This window comes from Helicobacter apodemus, from assembly GCF_000765745.2.
Classification (GTDB): domain Bacteria; phylum Campylobacterota; class Campylobacteria; order Campylobacterales; family Helicobacteraceae; genus Helicobacter_D; species Helicobacter_D apodemus.
This window is the reverse complement of the sequence record NZ_JRPC02000004.1, coordinates 22,166-35,669: the sequence shown is the minus strand read 5'-3', so window position 1 is coordinate 35,669 and position 13,504 is coordinate 22,166. Positions and strand designations below refer to the sequence as shown.

Below are 13,504 nucleotides of genomic sequence, written 5' to 3'. Positions count from 1 at the left end.
TAAAATTTCATTAAAGCAATGCTGTGCTTTATGGTAGGGATTTTTTACTTTAAAGGAGAATAAATGCTAATACAAAAAGAACTGGAGTTGAATATTCCTTTGGTTGGATGTGTTTAACTATGAATAGGTGTTAAAATTTCTTAAGATGCGTATCTATCCAAATCAGTATTATACAGATGGAGAGTTAAAAAGCTGTGTGCTAGAGGTATGCAACCCTAAACAACCCCCATTTAAAATTGAAGTTTTATATATAAAGGGAATAGGAATTAAGGCAAGGATTTTTATTTCTTAAACATTTCAATAAAGAGATTTAGATTGTCCTTTAAAGATTTGCCCAAGATACACACAATAACAAATAACCCCATTTTATATTCAGGTCAATATAAAATTTGTTTTCTCTCCAAGTTGATAATAAAGATATATATTTAAAAAATATAACCAACAATCACAAAGACTAAACCCAAATTCTACTAAAAAATATTTTAATTAGATTCTTGCTTAAAAGATTTAATATTTTTGCACTATGCAATATTGCTTCTGTAGCATTTAATTGTTTTTCATTATTCTTCATTTTCAATAACTTGCCGTGATATTTTATTTTGTAGTTTGATTTTTTGCAGAGTTTCATCATTTACTAAATCCTCTTTATTTTAGGGCAGGGTTGCCTCTTTTGACATTTGATTGGACATATACAGATACATCTAAATTATTTAAGCGGTATTTTATGGCAATAGGGGATGCGCAAAATAACTAGCCATAGAATCTATTGCAATCCTAACCCTGCAAGACGTAAGACTCTCCATCTTTGGGTATTAAAAGATTAGCAGCAAAACAATTTGCTTCTTTTCCTTTTATCCATTCCCGGTGCAATTGTGGTATCTTAGGCTTGTGCCATCGTTATGTAACATATAAGTCCTATTTCGTGTGCTATACTAAATATTTAAATCCTTTGAAGTGATACTGTAAAAACTTCTAAGCCTGTAGCTTTTGTAGTAAGGATTGGGATCAATGGGGAAATAATGGTTTTACAAGCATTCTGGCTTGATTTTGCTTTTGTGATAATTTGTAACTCTATCTATAGTCCTTAAAATCATTCCTTTTTGTATATTTAACATAAAATTTTAAAAGCTTGGTTGTTTTTTAAGAAGTGGAAGCACACTCAAAGATTCCTTAGGGTTAGATAAGAAGTTTTTAGGTCGTGAGATAAAGGAGGGGTATTTTAATATTGCACAAGAACGGATTAAAAATATTCAAAAGAGTTTTGTTTTAAGTTTTTGACTTTTTTATTCCTTATATTTAGTTTAGAATTTGCAAATTCACTCAATAAAACCTATTGAGACTATGGATAGATTAGATTTACTACCTTAAAGAGGTAAAATCTTGCAAAACGATAGAACTCTTTATCAGATTTAGAGATAACAAAAGTAACAAGATTTATGAGAAAGATATTGTTGGGTACAAAGCAAAAAATTTTTAGCAAATTATGAGTGTGCTACTTAGTATTTTGATTAACCTAACCTTTATAATTTGCTTCTGTCCATCTTTTTGGAAAAATATATTCAATTTCGCTTTTAATAACACTATGATTTTTCTTATTGGAATTCCATTGGTGTTTTTGATTTTTATCGCATAAATATCCTATTTGTTCCCCCCCCCCCCTTTTTTTTTCTCTATTTCTAAGTGTAGAATATCCATTACTAGCAGAATATTCCGAAATTTTTCTTGAATTTATTGTATTGAAATCTCAAAAGAATCCCTATTTTCATTAAGATTGTTAAACTATTTTGAAAATGCTTGTTCAATTTCTTTCCCTCTTTTTTTTCTCAACTATTTTTGGTTTTTCTTGTTTCATAGTAATCCTTTTATAACAATTTATTTCTATGCAATTATAGAATTAAAATACCTACTTTATATTCAAAAGCTTTTTCAAAAACTCTAAAAAATATTCCTTTGTATGTGTGCTTACTCTTTTAAAGTATTTTTCAACCACTCTTTTGCCATCATCAGAATCCGCTATTTCTATCACTCTCCCTGTTTTGTCATAAATCCACCTATCTCTATCAGGGCGGTTACACACTTGGCATTGAGGGATAACATTCCCAAACTCTAAAGGCAAAGCTGGATTCATGTGTCCCTCTTGCAATATAGTTCTTTCATTTTTTCTAAAATTATGAGGCTCTCCCTCCACGCTTCCACAAGTCGCACATTTGTAATCATATTCTTTTTTCAAGCTTTCAAAGTCTGCGGATTCTATCCCACTTCGTCTATCGGGTTTAAATGAGGGATAAGGTTTTTCTAAAGTAATAAGTTGATAATATCCCGCTGGAATCTTTTGCCCTATATCGCCCCTCGTGCCTGAAACAATATAGAATCCGCCCTGCTTACTTAAGTGTCTTGCTTGTTGCACTGCTTGTTGCACATCACTTACATTGGGGTAAAATGCTCTTATAAATTCTGTTAATTCCCCCTTTGAAACTGCTTGTGTATGAGGATAATTTCTTGCTAAATACACAAGAACTAAGGCGTCTTTAGTGTAATTCCCTTTGGAATCTTTTAATTTCACAAGCTTTACCCCATAATCTTTAAGGTATTCTTCGTAATACTTAGCAATGGTTTTGAAAGTTTCTAAAACTTCTTGCTCATTCATTTTAAAATCCTGCTTTATAAAACTTCTTGCTCTATTCGTTTTTTTGCTATTTCAAAATATTTTTTCTCAATCTCATAACCTATAAAAAAGCGATGATTGTTTAAAGCCGCAATGCCGTGAGAACCACTTCCCATAAAGGGGTCTAGCACGATTTGCTCCTCTTGCGTAAAAAGTCTAACAAGATGAGAGATGAGACATACAGGTTTAGGCGTTAAATGCTCTATTTTTATATTGCTCTCATTCTTTCTTGTGTGTTTGCTCACCCCCATTACATTGCTAGGAAACCTCCCATCTAAACTCTCTTTTGTGTTAATAAGCCCTAGTTTATGCTTTTGCCAATTTTGCACGAATGTTCCCTCTTTTGGTTTTTGTGCCATTACCATAGGTTCAATTTGAGGTTTTAATTGAGGTGTTTTATAGCCCTCTAATTCTTTGATTAAAGATTCTTTTTGCGCTTGTGTTAAATTTTTGTCCTTTTTGATAAAGTGTGTTTGAGAGAATGCTTTTGCTTGTCCCTCATATTTCCACGCTAACATATCTCGTATTTCAAATCCTGCCAAATCCAAACTCATTGCCATTCTATGATAAAGCCTCGCTTGAGAGAACACAATACAAAATCCACCGGGCTTTAAGATTCTATAAAATTCATTTGCTAGAGGATTCATAAACTCTTGCAATCTCTCCCCTTGAGCTTTATCAAATTTCATACCCACAGGTAAGCCCCCAATTACTCCACTTTTTGAAGCTTTGGTTTTAAGATTTGTATCATTCCATTCACTCCCCATACCATCAATAAAATAAGGTGGGTCAGTAATAATACAATCAATAGAATTATTAGAAAGTGCTTTAAGTCCCTCTGTGCAATCTTGGTTATAAATGCTAAATTTTGATGTAATAAATTGCGTATTAGAATCCTTAATGTTTTGCGCACTATCTATTCTTGCGGTCATAAATCCTCCTTAAAATAGTCTAGCAAATCAAAATCATTTAAAAATTATAGCATAATACACTATAACCATATTTCCCAAAAATCTTTGTAAAAATGAGTTAAAAAATCTTAAGTCTGTGATTAGCGATATTATACTAGAGATAGTAAAACACTCAATAAACCATTAGTATCCATTATAGAAAACAAACTCTACAAATGTGAGGATTCTTACTTTTGCATAGAATGCGATAAGGAAGTGGTTGAAGAGTTATTCAAAACAAGTGATGAATATATTTATTTAGATGGCTTTATGGATATAGATTTAGAGCATTTCCTAAAACTTTGAAGTGCAATTTAAAGAGAGGTTAAATGTCGTGTATTAAGTTTTTTTGATGCATTACAAAAGAGTAATTTTGGGATTAAATAAAAGTCTTGTGAGAGATTGACCATATTTTATTAATAGCTTGTGAGCTTTAGAGTTTTAACTTAGTTCTTATTCTCTTGGCATATACATCATAATGCAAATACCAAGGAGTGCTAAACTTCCCCCTATTATATCCCATATATCGGGTTTAAAGTTGTCAAATTTCATCGCCCAAAGTATAGAAAATACAATAAATATTCCTCCATAAGCTGCATAAACTCTCCCAAAGTCTTGTGCTTGCCAAGTTGCTACTATTCCATATAACCCAAGAGCGATTAATCCACCTAATCCTAATAAAAAACTTTTATCTTCTTTAAGCCATAACCAAACTAAATACCCTCCACCTAGTTCTAAGAATGCAGCAAGGATAAAAATAAGGAGTGATTGAAGCATAGCTAGCTATCCAAAGCCATTTTTAAAGAATTTTGTGTTTGTGGGGGATTTTTTGTTATTAAAGGTGTTTTGCTACTAGGGTATAAATGCCCCCTAATCGTTGCAGAATCTCTAAAAAAATCTTGTTTGTTTTGTGGGTTGAGAAAATTATTCATTGTTATGCTTGTAGGAATGTTTTTAAAGGAAGGGATAGCGTATTTTTCATTGTGTTACCCAAAAAATTCTTTAATAATTAATTGGATAGAGATACCAAAACAAATACATATTACAAAGGGTTTGATGATTTTTGCACCGTGTTTAATGGCAAGTTTTGCTCCAAGAGTTGCACCAATAGCTTGTCCTACACACATTACTATTCCCAAAAGCCATAAGACATTCCCACTAAGGATAAAAAATATAATCGAAGCAATATTAATACTAAAGACAATAGAACGTGAATGGGCTAGAGCTTTACTTAGTCCATATCCCCCAATGCTTACAAGCATTGTTAGGGCAAGCGTCCCAATCCCAACCCCTAAAAATCCACCATAAAAACTCACCAAAGCACAGAGGCTATGAAATAACACTTTATTAGGAGATTTGGCTCTATCCGTATCACTAATTTTGCGTGAGAATAAAAAATATGCACCAATCGTTATCATTACAAAAGGGAGGATTTTTGAGAGAATTTCAACTTTTACAAATTGCACACTAATTGCCCCAGTGCTTGCAAATAGCATTGCAATAATAATACATAAACGGCTAGATTTTATATCCACTAAACCTTGAGAATAATAATGCGCCGCTCCTGTAAAAGAGCCAATGCAAGCTTGAAGTTTGTTGGTTGCAAGAGCAATTAGAGGGTTGATACCGCTTAATAATAAAAGCGGCATTGTAATCATTCCTGCCCCTCCAGAGAGAGAACCAACTAATCCCCCAAAGATAGCCGCAATAAATAAAATAAAATACCAATAAAGGGCTATATTTTCAAAGCTTTGTGAGTTGAGTAAATCTAATATCATCTTGCCTCCATTTTGCTAACGATTATAACACATTTGCTACAAGTTTTAGCATTTATTAAGCTTTTAAAAGTAAAGTTTTATGGGTTTTATGCAGGGCTTTGGTAATTAGGTTTTACTTATAGAGGTATATTAAAGGATTTATTTCTAAGCTATTTTTTTGATAGATAGTCTAAAATTTATATTCTTTAAGAGGAAGATTTAAGGGAAATAATGAAAATTTATGTTGTTGGTATCCATACAGATGTAGGGAAGACACACTTTAGTGCAGCTTTTTGCAAAGTTTTTGGTTATGATTATTTTAAACTTATTCAAGCAGGTGAGCCTAAGGATAGTGAGTTTATCCATAAATTTAGCCCCGCAACGCATATTTTTAAAGAAGGTATTTTTCTTAAGACTTCCGCTTCACCTCACAAGGGTAAGAGGCTTGAAAGACTTAATTATAAGGGTTTAGATATTAATCTCCCTAAGAGTGAAAATTTACTTATAGAGACTGCTGGAGGGCTTTTTACCCCACTTGATGAGAGTGTAGTGATGTTAGATTATATCAGCACCTTTAAGCACCCTTGTGTGTTAATAGGGAAGTATTATTTAGGAGCGATTAATCACACTTTGCTTTCCTTAGAGGCGTTAAATCAAAGGCAGATTTCTATTAAAACTTTAGTAATGATGGGTAAAAAAGAGGAGGATTTTGATAGTTTTATAAACTCTTATGCGAAAGTAAAGATTGTGCATTTAGATTTTTATAAGGATAAGATAGAAACAAATGCGTTTAAAAAAGCATTTAGCTTTATCTTGGAATAGGTTGCTTTTGCTTAAAGAATTAGGAGATTTTTAACTAAGGCTAATCCTTGTGGCTAAGAGTGTTTATCCCCTAATAGGTTAATTCCTAACCTAAAGATTTCAAGCTACACTCTAAGATGCTAAAGCTTGGTGGTAAAAATATTAAGGCGTAAAAAAGGGGCGGTATAAAGAGGGAGAATCTTATAAGTTCATTGGGTTGGTAGGGATTGCAAGGAGTGCTTGTTGGGGAGTCTTTGTATTGTAAGGTAAAGAATAGATTGAGGGTATTCAATGTTTTTAAGGATTGATAATTTTAAATCCTATGGTTTCTTTAATCTCATAGCTTGAGCTTACAAGCATATAGAAGTTAATGTTTTTATAGGAGAGGTTTAGGCGGTAAAATGCCCCTAAAAACTCTTTTTTGAGGAGTTTTGCTTGGAATTCCTCCCCTAATTCTAACTCGCTATAAGCAAAAATATAATTTTTCTTAGCAATCCACGCAAAGAATCTATCCTCTAAATCAAGGGTCTCTTCTATGATATTAAGATTGGGTAAGATTTTAGCTGTATTCTTACTTGTGGGACAAAAAAATAGTTCTCTTGGGCTGTTAAAATCAACAATTTTTCCTCCGTCTAAAAGAGCGATTTTATCGGATATATCATAGGCGTCCTCTATATCGTGGGTTACCATAATTGCTGAGATTCCTTGATTTTTAATGAGTTTTTTAAGTTCTATCCTTAAATCATTTTTTAAATTTTGGTCTAAATTTGAAAAGGGTTCATCAAGTAAAAGTAAATCACAGCCTCTAGCCATAGCTCTTGCAAAAGCTACCCTTTGGGCTTGTCCTCCTGAAATTTCATCGATTTTTTTATCTTTTAAATTAAAAATTTCAAAAGTATTTAAAAGCTCATCTAGTTTTTTAGATTGCTCTTTTTTGGGTAAATCATAAAGGGCAAAGAGGATATTATTTGCTACATTTAAATGGGGGAATAAAGCATAATTTTGAAACATCATTGCTACTTTAGCTTTGCATTCATAATATTCATAAGAGGAGGCTTTTTCAAGTTGAGCAATAATTCTAAGTAAAGTGCTTTTGCCTCCTCCACTGCTTCCTAGAATGCTTAAAATTTCACCTTTTTGAAGTTCTAAATCAATTCCTTTTAAAATAGGGAGTGTGGAGAAATTTTTGACTAAATTTTTAATTTTTAACATTTTATTCCTTGCTTAATTTTTGAATCCAAAGTATTACTAATAAAGACAAAACCACAATACAAAGTGAGGGTAGAGCCGCATCATAAATCCTCTCATCACTGGCATACCAAAAAGCTTTTACTCCTAAAGTTTCAAAGCCAAAAGGAGCAAGCATCCTACTTAAAGGAAGCTCTTTAATGGTATCAATAAAGACTATGATAAATGAAAGCCATAAAAAATGTTTTAAAAGTGGTGTGTGGATTTTTAAAAATAGTGTTTTATAACTAGGATTAATAAATAAAGAGGCTTCATCACTTTGGGTGTGGATTTTGTTATACCCTCCCTCTAAGGAGTAAATAGCGGTGGCTAAAAATCGCACCATATAAGCAAAGATAAGCACAAGCAAAGAGTTTCCAAGTAAAGCAAAGCCAAAAATATTGTTTAGTATTATAAACATTATCATTACGCCAATACCAATAGCAGCTCCGGGAATCGCATAGCCTAAAGAGCTTAGTTTTATAATACAAATAGAAAACCAATGGCTTTTTGAAACCCTTGCGACAAAACTTAGAAAATAGGCTAACAAAGTCACAATCAGAGCTGTTATACCCGCTAAAACTAAAGTTTTAATTGCTATTATATAAAATTCACTCTCAAAAATTTTCGTATCTTGTAATCCCCAATATAGTAGCCAAATAAATGGTAAAATAAAGCCAATTAGGGCAATGATAAAACAATACAAAGAAGCAAGAGAGGCTTTGTATTTACTAAGTTTTCTTTTTTGGATAAAGATTTTTAAGTTTTGGTTGAAGCTGTATTTGCGTTTTGTTTTGTTTTGGTATTCTAAATACATCACTAAAAAAACAAAAATCATCAAAAATCCAGATAAAACTGCAGAAGAATACGAATCATTTAAGTCATACCAAAGTTTAAAAATCCCTGCTGAAAAGGTATCAACTCCATAATATGCACTTGCACCATAATCACTTAAGGTCTCCATAAAAACAAGCATTAAGCCAGACATTATTGCTGGTTTTGCGGTAAAGATTGCAACTTTAAAAAAAATCTTAAATTCAGAGTAGCCTGTAGTTTTTGCGACTTCTATGAGTTCTTTAGCTTCACTTTGAAAAGCGGTTTTTGCAAACATAAAAACATAGGGGAACAAAGAAATACTTAAGACAAAAATTACGCCATAAATATTAAAAAAATTTATCCTAAAATGAAAAAGCTCATAAAAAACCCCTTGATAATCCATAATCCCAACATAAATAAATGCTAGGATATAAGCAGGAATGGCTAGAGGTAGGATAAGGAGTTTTTCTAAAATATTAGAGAAATAAAACTCAAAATTTGCTACTAAGTACGCAGAGCTTACGCCTATGATAAAGCTAAGGCTTAAAACGCCTAATAAAACTAAAAAAGTATCTTTAAGGAATTTTATAAAAAGATAAGAAAAGAAATGATTGAGATTTTCTTTGATTGTTAAGATTTCATTAGAATCTTGAGTATTCAAGTTTTGAAAAATCACATATAAAAGCTCGGTAAAAATACTTAAGAGAGGAAGCGATAAAAAAAGGGCGAGTAAAATTGCCCCTGTTTTTAAAAGGTTTAAGGAGTAGGGCATTATCTAAAGCCTACTTCATCATAAATTTTTACAGCTTTTTTAACATTTTTAGCAATATCACTAACAGGAAGTTGGTCTTCTTTAAAACTTCCAAAATCTTTAACGGTTTGACTTACTTCTACATCGTTGCGGATGGGAAATTCATAATTGATATTTGTAAGAATTTGTTGAATCTCTGGGGTTAGCATAAATTCCATAAACTTTTTAGCCTCTTTTTGGTTTTTACTAGATTTAGTCATAGCAATACCACTTACATTAATATGAGTACCTCTGTTGTCTTGGTTTGGGAATATTATACCTAAAGCATTGCCTACTTCTCTATCTTTTTCATTTTTGGAATTTTTCAAAAGCCCTATATAGTAAGTATTCATCACAGCAAATTCAGCTTCTCCTGCAAAAACCTGTCGTGCTTGATCCCTATCTCCACCTTTTGGGGGAGTTGCAAGGTTATTAAGCACGCCTTTTGCCCATTCTTTTGCCTTTTTTTCTCCATCATTGGCTATGATAGAGGCTAGTAGGGTTTTACTATAAGGTGCAGTTGCACTCCGCATAACGACTTTTCCTTTAAACGCATCTTTAGCCAAATCTTCGTAGTTTTTAAGTTGGCTTATATCTGTGTTTGCATTTTTATTATAAGCAATGATTCTTGCTCTTTTAGTAATAGCAAACCATTGATTATCTTTGTCTCTAAGATGGGCTGGGATTGTTTCTTCTAAGAATTTAGATTTTACAGGAGCTAGAATACCTGAAGTTTTTGCCTCATTGAGATTAGAAACATCCGCAGTAATAAAAATATCCGCTGGAGAGTTTTTTCCTTCAAGCTGCATTCTTTTAATAAGCTCTGAAGCCCTTGCTTGAGTGTGATTAACCTTGATACCTGTTTGTTCTTCAAATTTTTTGATGATTTCAAAATCTGCATCATAATGCCTAGCCGAATAAATGTTTAATTCAGCTGCTATTAAGGAAGCACCTATAAAAAGTGCAAGGAATAGGGATTTTTTCATTTCGTTTCCTTTTAATTTTTGGATTTTCACCTGCTAATCGTAATTTAAATTAGCTGAATAAATGATTAAAATTATCAAAATTAATTTTATGAGTTATTATCACTTTATATTTTGAGTTTAAAAATTGCTTTTTAATAAATATTCTTTGGATGAAATAGTATAGAGGATTTATGCTTAAAAATTTCATTTTTTAGTGTTGCTAGAAATCATAGGTGAATGAGATTCCTAATTAATGCAATATCTTTAAATGTAAATGAATATAAAAGTTTTACTTTAGAGCTAAAAATAGTCTTTGCTACATAGCCTTACATTCGCGGATAAATGAGTTTTTCATTAAGATAATTTGGCTTTGATATTGTTTTTATTTTAGGGAAAGTTTTTCAATACAATTACCTTAATAAGCACAAACTAGGATTTTTTTAAGATGAGGTAATAGAATAAACTTTAGCAGGATTTAATCCTGCTGTTTAATGGAAGATTATTTTGCCTTTGCACTAAGAGTGATTTCGACAATTGACCAGCTAATTCCAGCGTGTCCAGGAGCAGCTTTAGCTAAATCTATTAAGGCTTGTTCGGAGTTTTTAAACGCAAATAAGTCTAATACTCCTTTAGCTTCAAACTTTCCATCTTTTATAGTGTAGTGAAGACCTACAGTTTCATACTGACCGCCAATACTCACTTTAGCAGTCAATGAACCTTGATTGTCTCCTTCAATAACATTGGTGATTTTTACATCAACATCCTTACCACCATTAAGAGTTTTGAAGAAAACATTGACAATGTTATTTGTAATAAGTTCTACTCCCATATCAATGTTTTTTGGAGAGAATGTTGCAGTAGCTCCATTTAGTAGTCCTTTGATGCTGCTTCCATCTTTTCCAAAGGTGTATTTAGGGTTTTTAACGGTTCCAGCAGTGGCAATCATATTAGCAGTTTTATAACCTTCAAAATTGATGGTTAAAGTATTTTTATCAATACTAGCTGCGTTTAAGTAACTAAATAAAGATGCAGATAATACCGCACTTACAAGAAATTTTTTCATAAATTTTCCTTAAATATAAATTTTGAATAGGTATTATATCTAATTTTAGTAGAATAAAACAACCCAATAACAATTTTTAATGAATATATTTTGTTCAATAGGGTAAATTTTACATTTGTAATAGATTCTAATAATTTAGGTTTTGCATATAGCTAACAATAGCGGCATTTCTATTGGTGTTTGAATTTTCTTGATTGGGGTTATTTGGTGTATCTTGATTTTTATTAGAAACTTCTTTGTCTTTTGTTTGCTCTTGTGTAAGCTCTATTTTGGCTTCAATTTCCATTTGCATAGCACTTGCAGCAACTTTGTAATCTTGAGGGCTAGGGTCAGATGGAGCCATAGCTGCTGCGATGATTTTTCTAGCATTAGCAATAGTTTCTTGGGGAGTGTTTCCTTTATCCATTGAGATAGGCACTTCTCCAGCAGTAGCATACATTTTACCATCAGGTCCTCTTGTATAGCTAAAAGATGCTCCACCTGTTACTACTCCGCTACCAGCTGCAATATGAGCAGCTTCGTGAGCCCTTACATTCCTATCAATTTGTTCTAATTCACGCACTTGTTGGATTTGTGATTCATTAAGTTTTTCACCATTGATAGCTTCTAAGTTTTCTTGATTGGGGATAGAATCTTCTGTAGAGTTTTGTGCTAAATCCTCTTGTAAAGGTGTTTCTTGTGTGTTGGTATCTTGTGGTGAGGATGTGGTTTTATCTTGCAATCTTAAATAAGGATCGCTATAAATGCTACCAATTTGCATTATACCCCCTTAGTTTATCCTTTATAATTATGGATAAATTTTACAAGCTCTTGAATGTTTTCCTTTGGTAAATCAGGTAACACTCCATGCCCTAAGTTAAAAATATGTCCTTTATTCTCCATTGTATCTAATATTTCCTTAGCACCTTTTAGCATAGAATCTTTATTATAAATCCTGCAAGGTTCTAAATTCCCTTGTAAAACATATTTTTCCCCTAAAATGTCTTTTGCTCTCTTTATAGGGGTATTCCAATCCACACCAAAAACATCAAAATCCCCATCAATTTGTTCTAAGGCGCCACAGATTCCTTTGGGGAATAAAATAACAGGGATATGGGGATATTTTTTCTTAATAAAACTTGCTATTTCTTTGCAGTAAGCAAACCCAAACTCTAAATAAGCCTCTGCTTCTAAAGCCCCCGCCCAAGAATCAAAAACCATAACCGCATTAACTCCAGCTTGAATTTGCATTTCTAAGTAGTTTTGGAGATTATGAGTAATTTTTTTTAGAAGTTGGTGCAGAAAATAAGGATTGGTATAAAGGATTTTTTTGGATTTGTGGTAAGTTTTACTGCTTTCCCCTTCAATCATATAGGTTGCTAAAGTCCAGGGTGCTCCACAAAAACCAATTAAGGCTTTATCTTCTGCTAAAGATTCTCGTGTGAGGCTAATGGTATCATAGACATAGTTTAATTGTAAATGAGAATCTTCACTTAAAGCTATTAAATCTTGTTCATTTTCAATAGGTTTAGCAAACTTTGGTCCCTCTCCTACTAAGAAATCAAGCTTCATTCCCATTTCCATAGGGACAACCAAAATATCACTAAATAAAATAGCTGCATCAACCCCTAAAATATCAATGGGTTGAAGTGTAACCTCACTAGCTAATTTTGGGTTTTTGCAAAGGGATAGAAAGTCTCCAGCTTTCGCCCTTACCTCTTTGTATTCCTTTAAATAACGTCCTGCTTGTCTCATAAACCATACTGGTGTATAAGGAGTTTTTTTTCTGAAACACGCATCAATAAAAATCATTCCTTATCCTTGTTAATGCTTAGAATCTTTATGGAGGAAATATAGCCCAATTGCTAAAGCCAAAATAGCTATTGCAAAGAATAGCATATCTTCAGTAGTCTTCATTCCCATATTTAAAACTTTAGAAAAGAATGCTACAATAAGTGCCATTACAATTACTTTGGCTAGTTTATCTTTAAGTTGATCTAGGGTATGTATTTCTAAGACTCTTGAGCTATTTTCATCCTTAATTTGAATTTTAGAGATAAATAATTCATATAAGCCAAAGGCAAAGATTAATAGCACCACAGCAATAAGGTATAAATCAATAGCCATAATAATGGTATTGAGTAAGATATTATGAATATCAAGATCTTTAGCTAATGTCCCAACATAATATAGATAAGTGTCTTTTGCAGCCTTTATAATATCAATACTTGCTACAATAAAAAGTAATATAGAACCAACTAGCGATAAAATCACTGCTAAAATTACAAAAAGTCTAGCATTCCACATAAGTTTTTCAAAACAATGTTGTAAAAGTTGCAAGTAACTATCCTTAAAAAATTAATTGAATTATTTTAAGATTATAGCATAGCAAACCTAAAAATTAATTGGCTGCTCTTTGGGTATTTTTAAGTATTGGAGGTGTTTTCACAAATTTTATTACTATTTTTAGAGCTTTATAACTCTATATAAA

15 protein-coding genes and 1 pseudogene are annotated in these 13,504 nt (G+C 32.2%); 3 read left to right on the top strand and 13 right to left on the bottom strand.

The features are described from left to right. Positions 1–145: 145 nt before the first annotated feature. The gene (locus LS72_RS10725; RefSeq protein ID WP_194145531.1) at positions 146–292 is read left to right on the top strand and encodes a hypothetical protein; all 147 of its coding nucleotides are present in this window, start codon (positions 146–148) and stop codon (positions 290–292) included. A 162-nt stretch (positions 293–454) separates the two neighbouring features. Here LS72_RS10725 and LS72_RS10720 read toward each other — a convergent pair whose 3' ends face one another. From LS72_RS10720 to LS72_RS02110, 3 genes are all read right to left on the bottom strand, one after another. Beyond that, the gene (locus LS72_RS10720) at positions 455–631 is read right to left on the bottom strand and encodes a hypothetical protein (protein ID WP_194145530.1); all 177 of its coding nucleotides are present in this window, start codon (positions 629–631) and stop codon (positions 455–457) included. 1,272 nt (positions 632–1,903) lie between these two features. Next, a complete protein-coding gene (locus LS72_RS02115) occupies positions 1,904–2,647 on the bottom strand; it encodes a hypothetical protein (RefSeq protein WP_034552218.1) in 744 nt (247 codons plus the stop codon). Between the two features lie 14 nt (positions 2,648–2,661). Further along, positions 2,662–3,597: a DNA-methyltransferase gene (locus LS72_RS02110; RefSeq protein ID WP_034552216.1), complete on the bottom strand. Its 936-nt coding sequence runs from the start codon at positions 3,595–3,597 to the stop codon at positions 2,662–2,664. A 144-nt stretch (positions 3,598–3,741) separates the two neighbouring features. Here LS72_RS02110 and LS72_RS11310 point away from each other — a divergent pair. After that, positions 3,742–3,958: pseudogene (locus LS72_RS11310) on the top strand (site-specific DNA-methyltransferase); the annotation flags it as partial. Between the two features lie 110 nt (positions 3,959–4,068). Here LS72_RS11310 and LS72_RS02105 read toward each other — a convergent pair. From LS72_RS02105 to LS72_RS02100, 3 genes are read right to left on the bottom strand one after another with little or no spacing between them, the layout of a single operon-like run. After that, positions 4,069–4,392 carry a YnfA family protein gene (locus LS72_RS02105; protein WP_034552213.1) on the bottom strand — a complete coding sequence of 108 codons (324 nt, stop codon included), beginning with the start codon at positions 4,390–4,392 and terminating at the stop codon, positions 4,069–4,071. 2 nt (positions 4,393–4,394) lie between these two features. Beyond that, complete coding sequence (locus tag LS72_RS10715; RefSeq protein ID WP_194145529.1) at positions 4,395–4,547, bottom strand: hypothetical protein; 153 nt, start codon at positions 4,545–4,547, stop codon at positions 4,395–4,397. Positions 4,548–4,601: 54 nt separating this feature from the next. Continuing rightward, positions 4,602–5,393, bottom strand: a complete 792-nt coding sequence (locus LS72_RS02100) for a TSUP family transporter (RefSeq protein ID WP_034552210.1) — start codon at positions 5,391–5,393, stop codon at positions 4,602–4,604. A 210-nt stretch (positions 5,394–5,603) separates the two neighbouring features. Between LS72_RS02100 and LS72_RS02095 the strand changes: the two genes are divergently transcribed. Next, positions 5,604–6,194 (top strand): dethiobiotin synthase, encoded by a 591-nt coding sequence (locus LS72_RS02095; RefSeq protein WP_034552207.1) that lies wholly within the window; start codon positions 5,604–5,606, stop codon positions 6,192–6,194. Positions 6,195–6,470: 276 nt separating this feature from the next. Here the strand turns inward: LS72_RS02095 and LS72_RS02090 are convergent, their stop codons facing one another. The 7 genes from LS72_RS02090 to LS72_RS02060 all read right to left on the bottom strand — a co-directional run bounded on the left by LS72_RS02090 (position 6,471) and on the right by LS72_RS02060 (position 13,320). Continuing rightward, positions 6,471–7,385, bottom strand: coding sequence for an ABC transporter ATP-binding protein (locus LS72_RS02090; protein WP_034552205.1), 915 nt, complete (start codon positions 7,383–7,385; stop codon positions 6,471–6,473). Position 7,386: 1 nt separating this feature from the next. Next, positions 7,387–8,988, bottom strand: coding sequence for an ABC transporter permease (locus tag LS72_RS02085; protein WP_034552203.1), 1,602 nt, complete (start codon positions 8,986–8,988; stop codon positions 7,387–7,389). Then, entirely contained in the window at positions 8,988–9,992 is a 1,005-nt protein-coding gene (locus LS72_RS02080; protein WP_034552201.1) for a Fe(3+) ABC transporter substrate-binding protein, read from the bottom strand. The genes LS72_RS02085 and LS72_RS02080 overlap by 1 nt, the downstream gene beginning before the upstream one ends. Positions 9,993–10,470: 478 nt before the next feature. Continuing rightward, on the bottom strand, positions 10,471–11,034 hold the full coding sequence (locus LS72_RS02075) for a hypothetical protein (protein WP_034552199.1): 564 nt from the start codon (positions 11,032–11,034) through the stop codon (positions 10,471–10,473). A 127-nt stretch (positions 11,035–11,161) separates the two neighbouring features. Continuing rightward, positions 11,162–11,794 carry a putative metalloprotease CJM1_0395 family protein gene (locus LS72_RS02070; protein WP_138154942.1) on the bottom strand — a complete coding sequence of 211 codons (633 nt, stop codon included), beginning with the start codon at positions 11,792–11,794 and terminating at the stop codon, positions 11,162–11,164. A gap of 14 nt (positions 11,795–11,808) precedes the next feature. Beyond that, on the bottom strand, positions 11,809–12,825 hold the full coding sequence (hemE, locus tag LS72_RS02065) for a uroporphyrinogen decarboxylase (RefSeq protein ID WP_034553109.1): 1,017 nt from the start codon (positions 12,823–12,825) through the stop codon (positions 11,809–11,811). A 12-nt stretch (positions 12,826–12,837) separates the two neighbouring features. Further along, positions 12,838–13,320 (bottom strand): YqhA family protein, encoded by a 483-nt coding sequence (locus tag LS72_RS02060; RefSeq protein WP_052087242.1) that lies wholly within the window; start codon positions 13,318–13,320, stop codon positions 12,838–12,840. Positions 13,321–13,504 lie beyond the last annotated feature (184 nt).

Bases quoted from the DNA above. Each gene is read 5' to 3' on its own strand.
- hemE (WP_034553109.1), bottom strand. From the start codon at position 12,825: ATGATTTTTATTGATGCGTGTTTCAGAAAAAAAACTCCTTATACACCA.
- LS72_RS02095 (WP_034552207.1), top strand. From the start codon at position 5,604: ATGAAAATTTATGTTGTTGGTATCCATACAGATGTAGGGAAGACACAC.
- LS72_RS02115 (WP_034552218.1), bottom strand. From the start codon at position 2,647: ATGAATGAGCAAGAAGTTTTAGAAACTTTCAAAACCATTGCTAAGTAT.
- LS72_RS02070 (WP_138154942.1), bottom strand. From the start codon at position 11,794: ATGCAAATTGGTAGCATTTATAGCGATCCTTATTTAAGATTGCAAGAT.
- LS72_RS10725 (WP_194145531.1), top strand. From the start codon at position 146: ATGCGTATCTATCCAAATCAGTATTATACAGATGGAGAGTTAAAAAGC.
- LS72_RS02100 (WP_034552210.1), bottom strand. From the start codon at position 5,393: ATGATATTAGATTTACTCAACTCACAAAGCTTTGAAAATATAGCCCTT.
- LS72_RS02075 (WP_034552199.1), bottom strand. From the start codon at position 11,034: ATGAAAAAATTTCTTGTAAGTGCGGTATTATCTGCATCTTTATTTAGT.
- LS72_RS02110 (WP_034552216.1), bottom strand. From the start codon at position 3,597: ATGACCGCAAGAATAGATAGTGCGCAAAACATTAAGGATTCTAATACG.
- LS72_RS02105 (WP_034552213.1), bottom strand. From the start codon at position 4,392: ATGCTTCAATCACTCCTTATTTTTATCCTTGCTGCATTCTTAGAACTA.
- LS72_RS02085 (WP_034552203.1), bottom strand. From the start codon at position 8,988: ATGCCCTACTCCTTAAACCTTTTAAAAACAGGGGCAATTTTACTCGCC.
- LS72_RS02090 (WP_034552205.1), bottom strand. From the start codon at position 7,385: ATGTTAAAAATTAAAAATTTAGTCAAAAATTTCTCCACACTCCCTATT.
- LS72_RS10720 (WP_194145530.1), bottom strand. From the start codon at position 631: ATGATGAAACTCTGCAAAAAATCAAACTACAAAATAAAATATCACGGC.
- LS72_RS02060 (WP_052087242.1), bottom strand. From the start codon at position 13,320: ATGTGGAATGCTAGACTTTTTGTAATTTTAGCAGTGATTTTATCGCTA.
- LS72_RS10715 (WP_194145529.1), bottom strand. From the start codon at position 4,547: ATGAATAATTTTCTCAACCCACAAAACAAACAAGATTTTTTTAGAGAT.
- LS72_RS02080 (WP_034552201.1), bottom strand. From the start codon at position 9,992: ATGAAAAAATCCCTATTCCTTGCACTTTTTATAGGTGCTTCCTTAATA.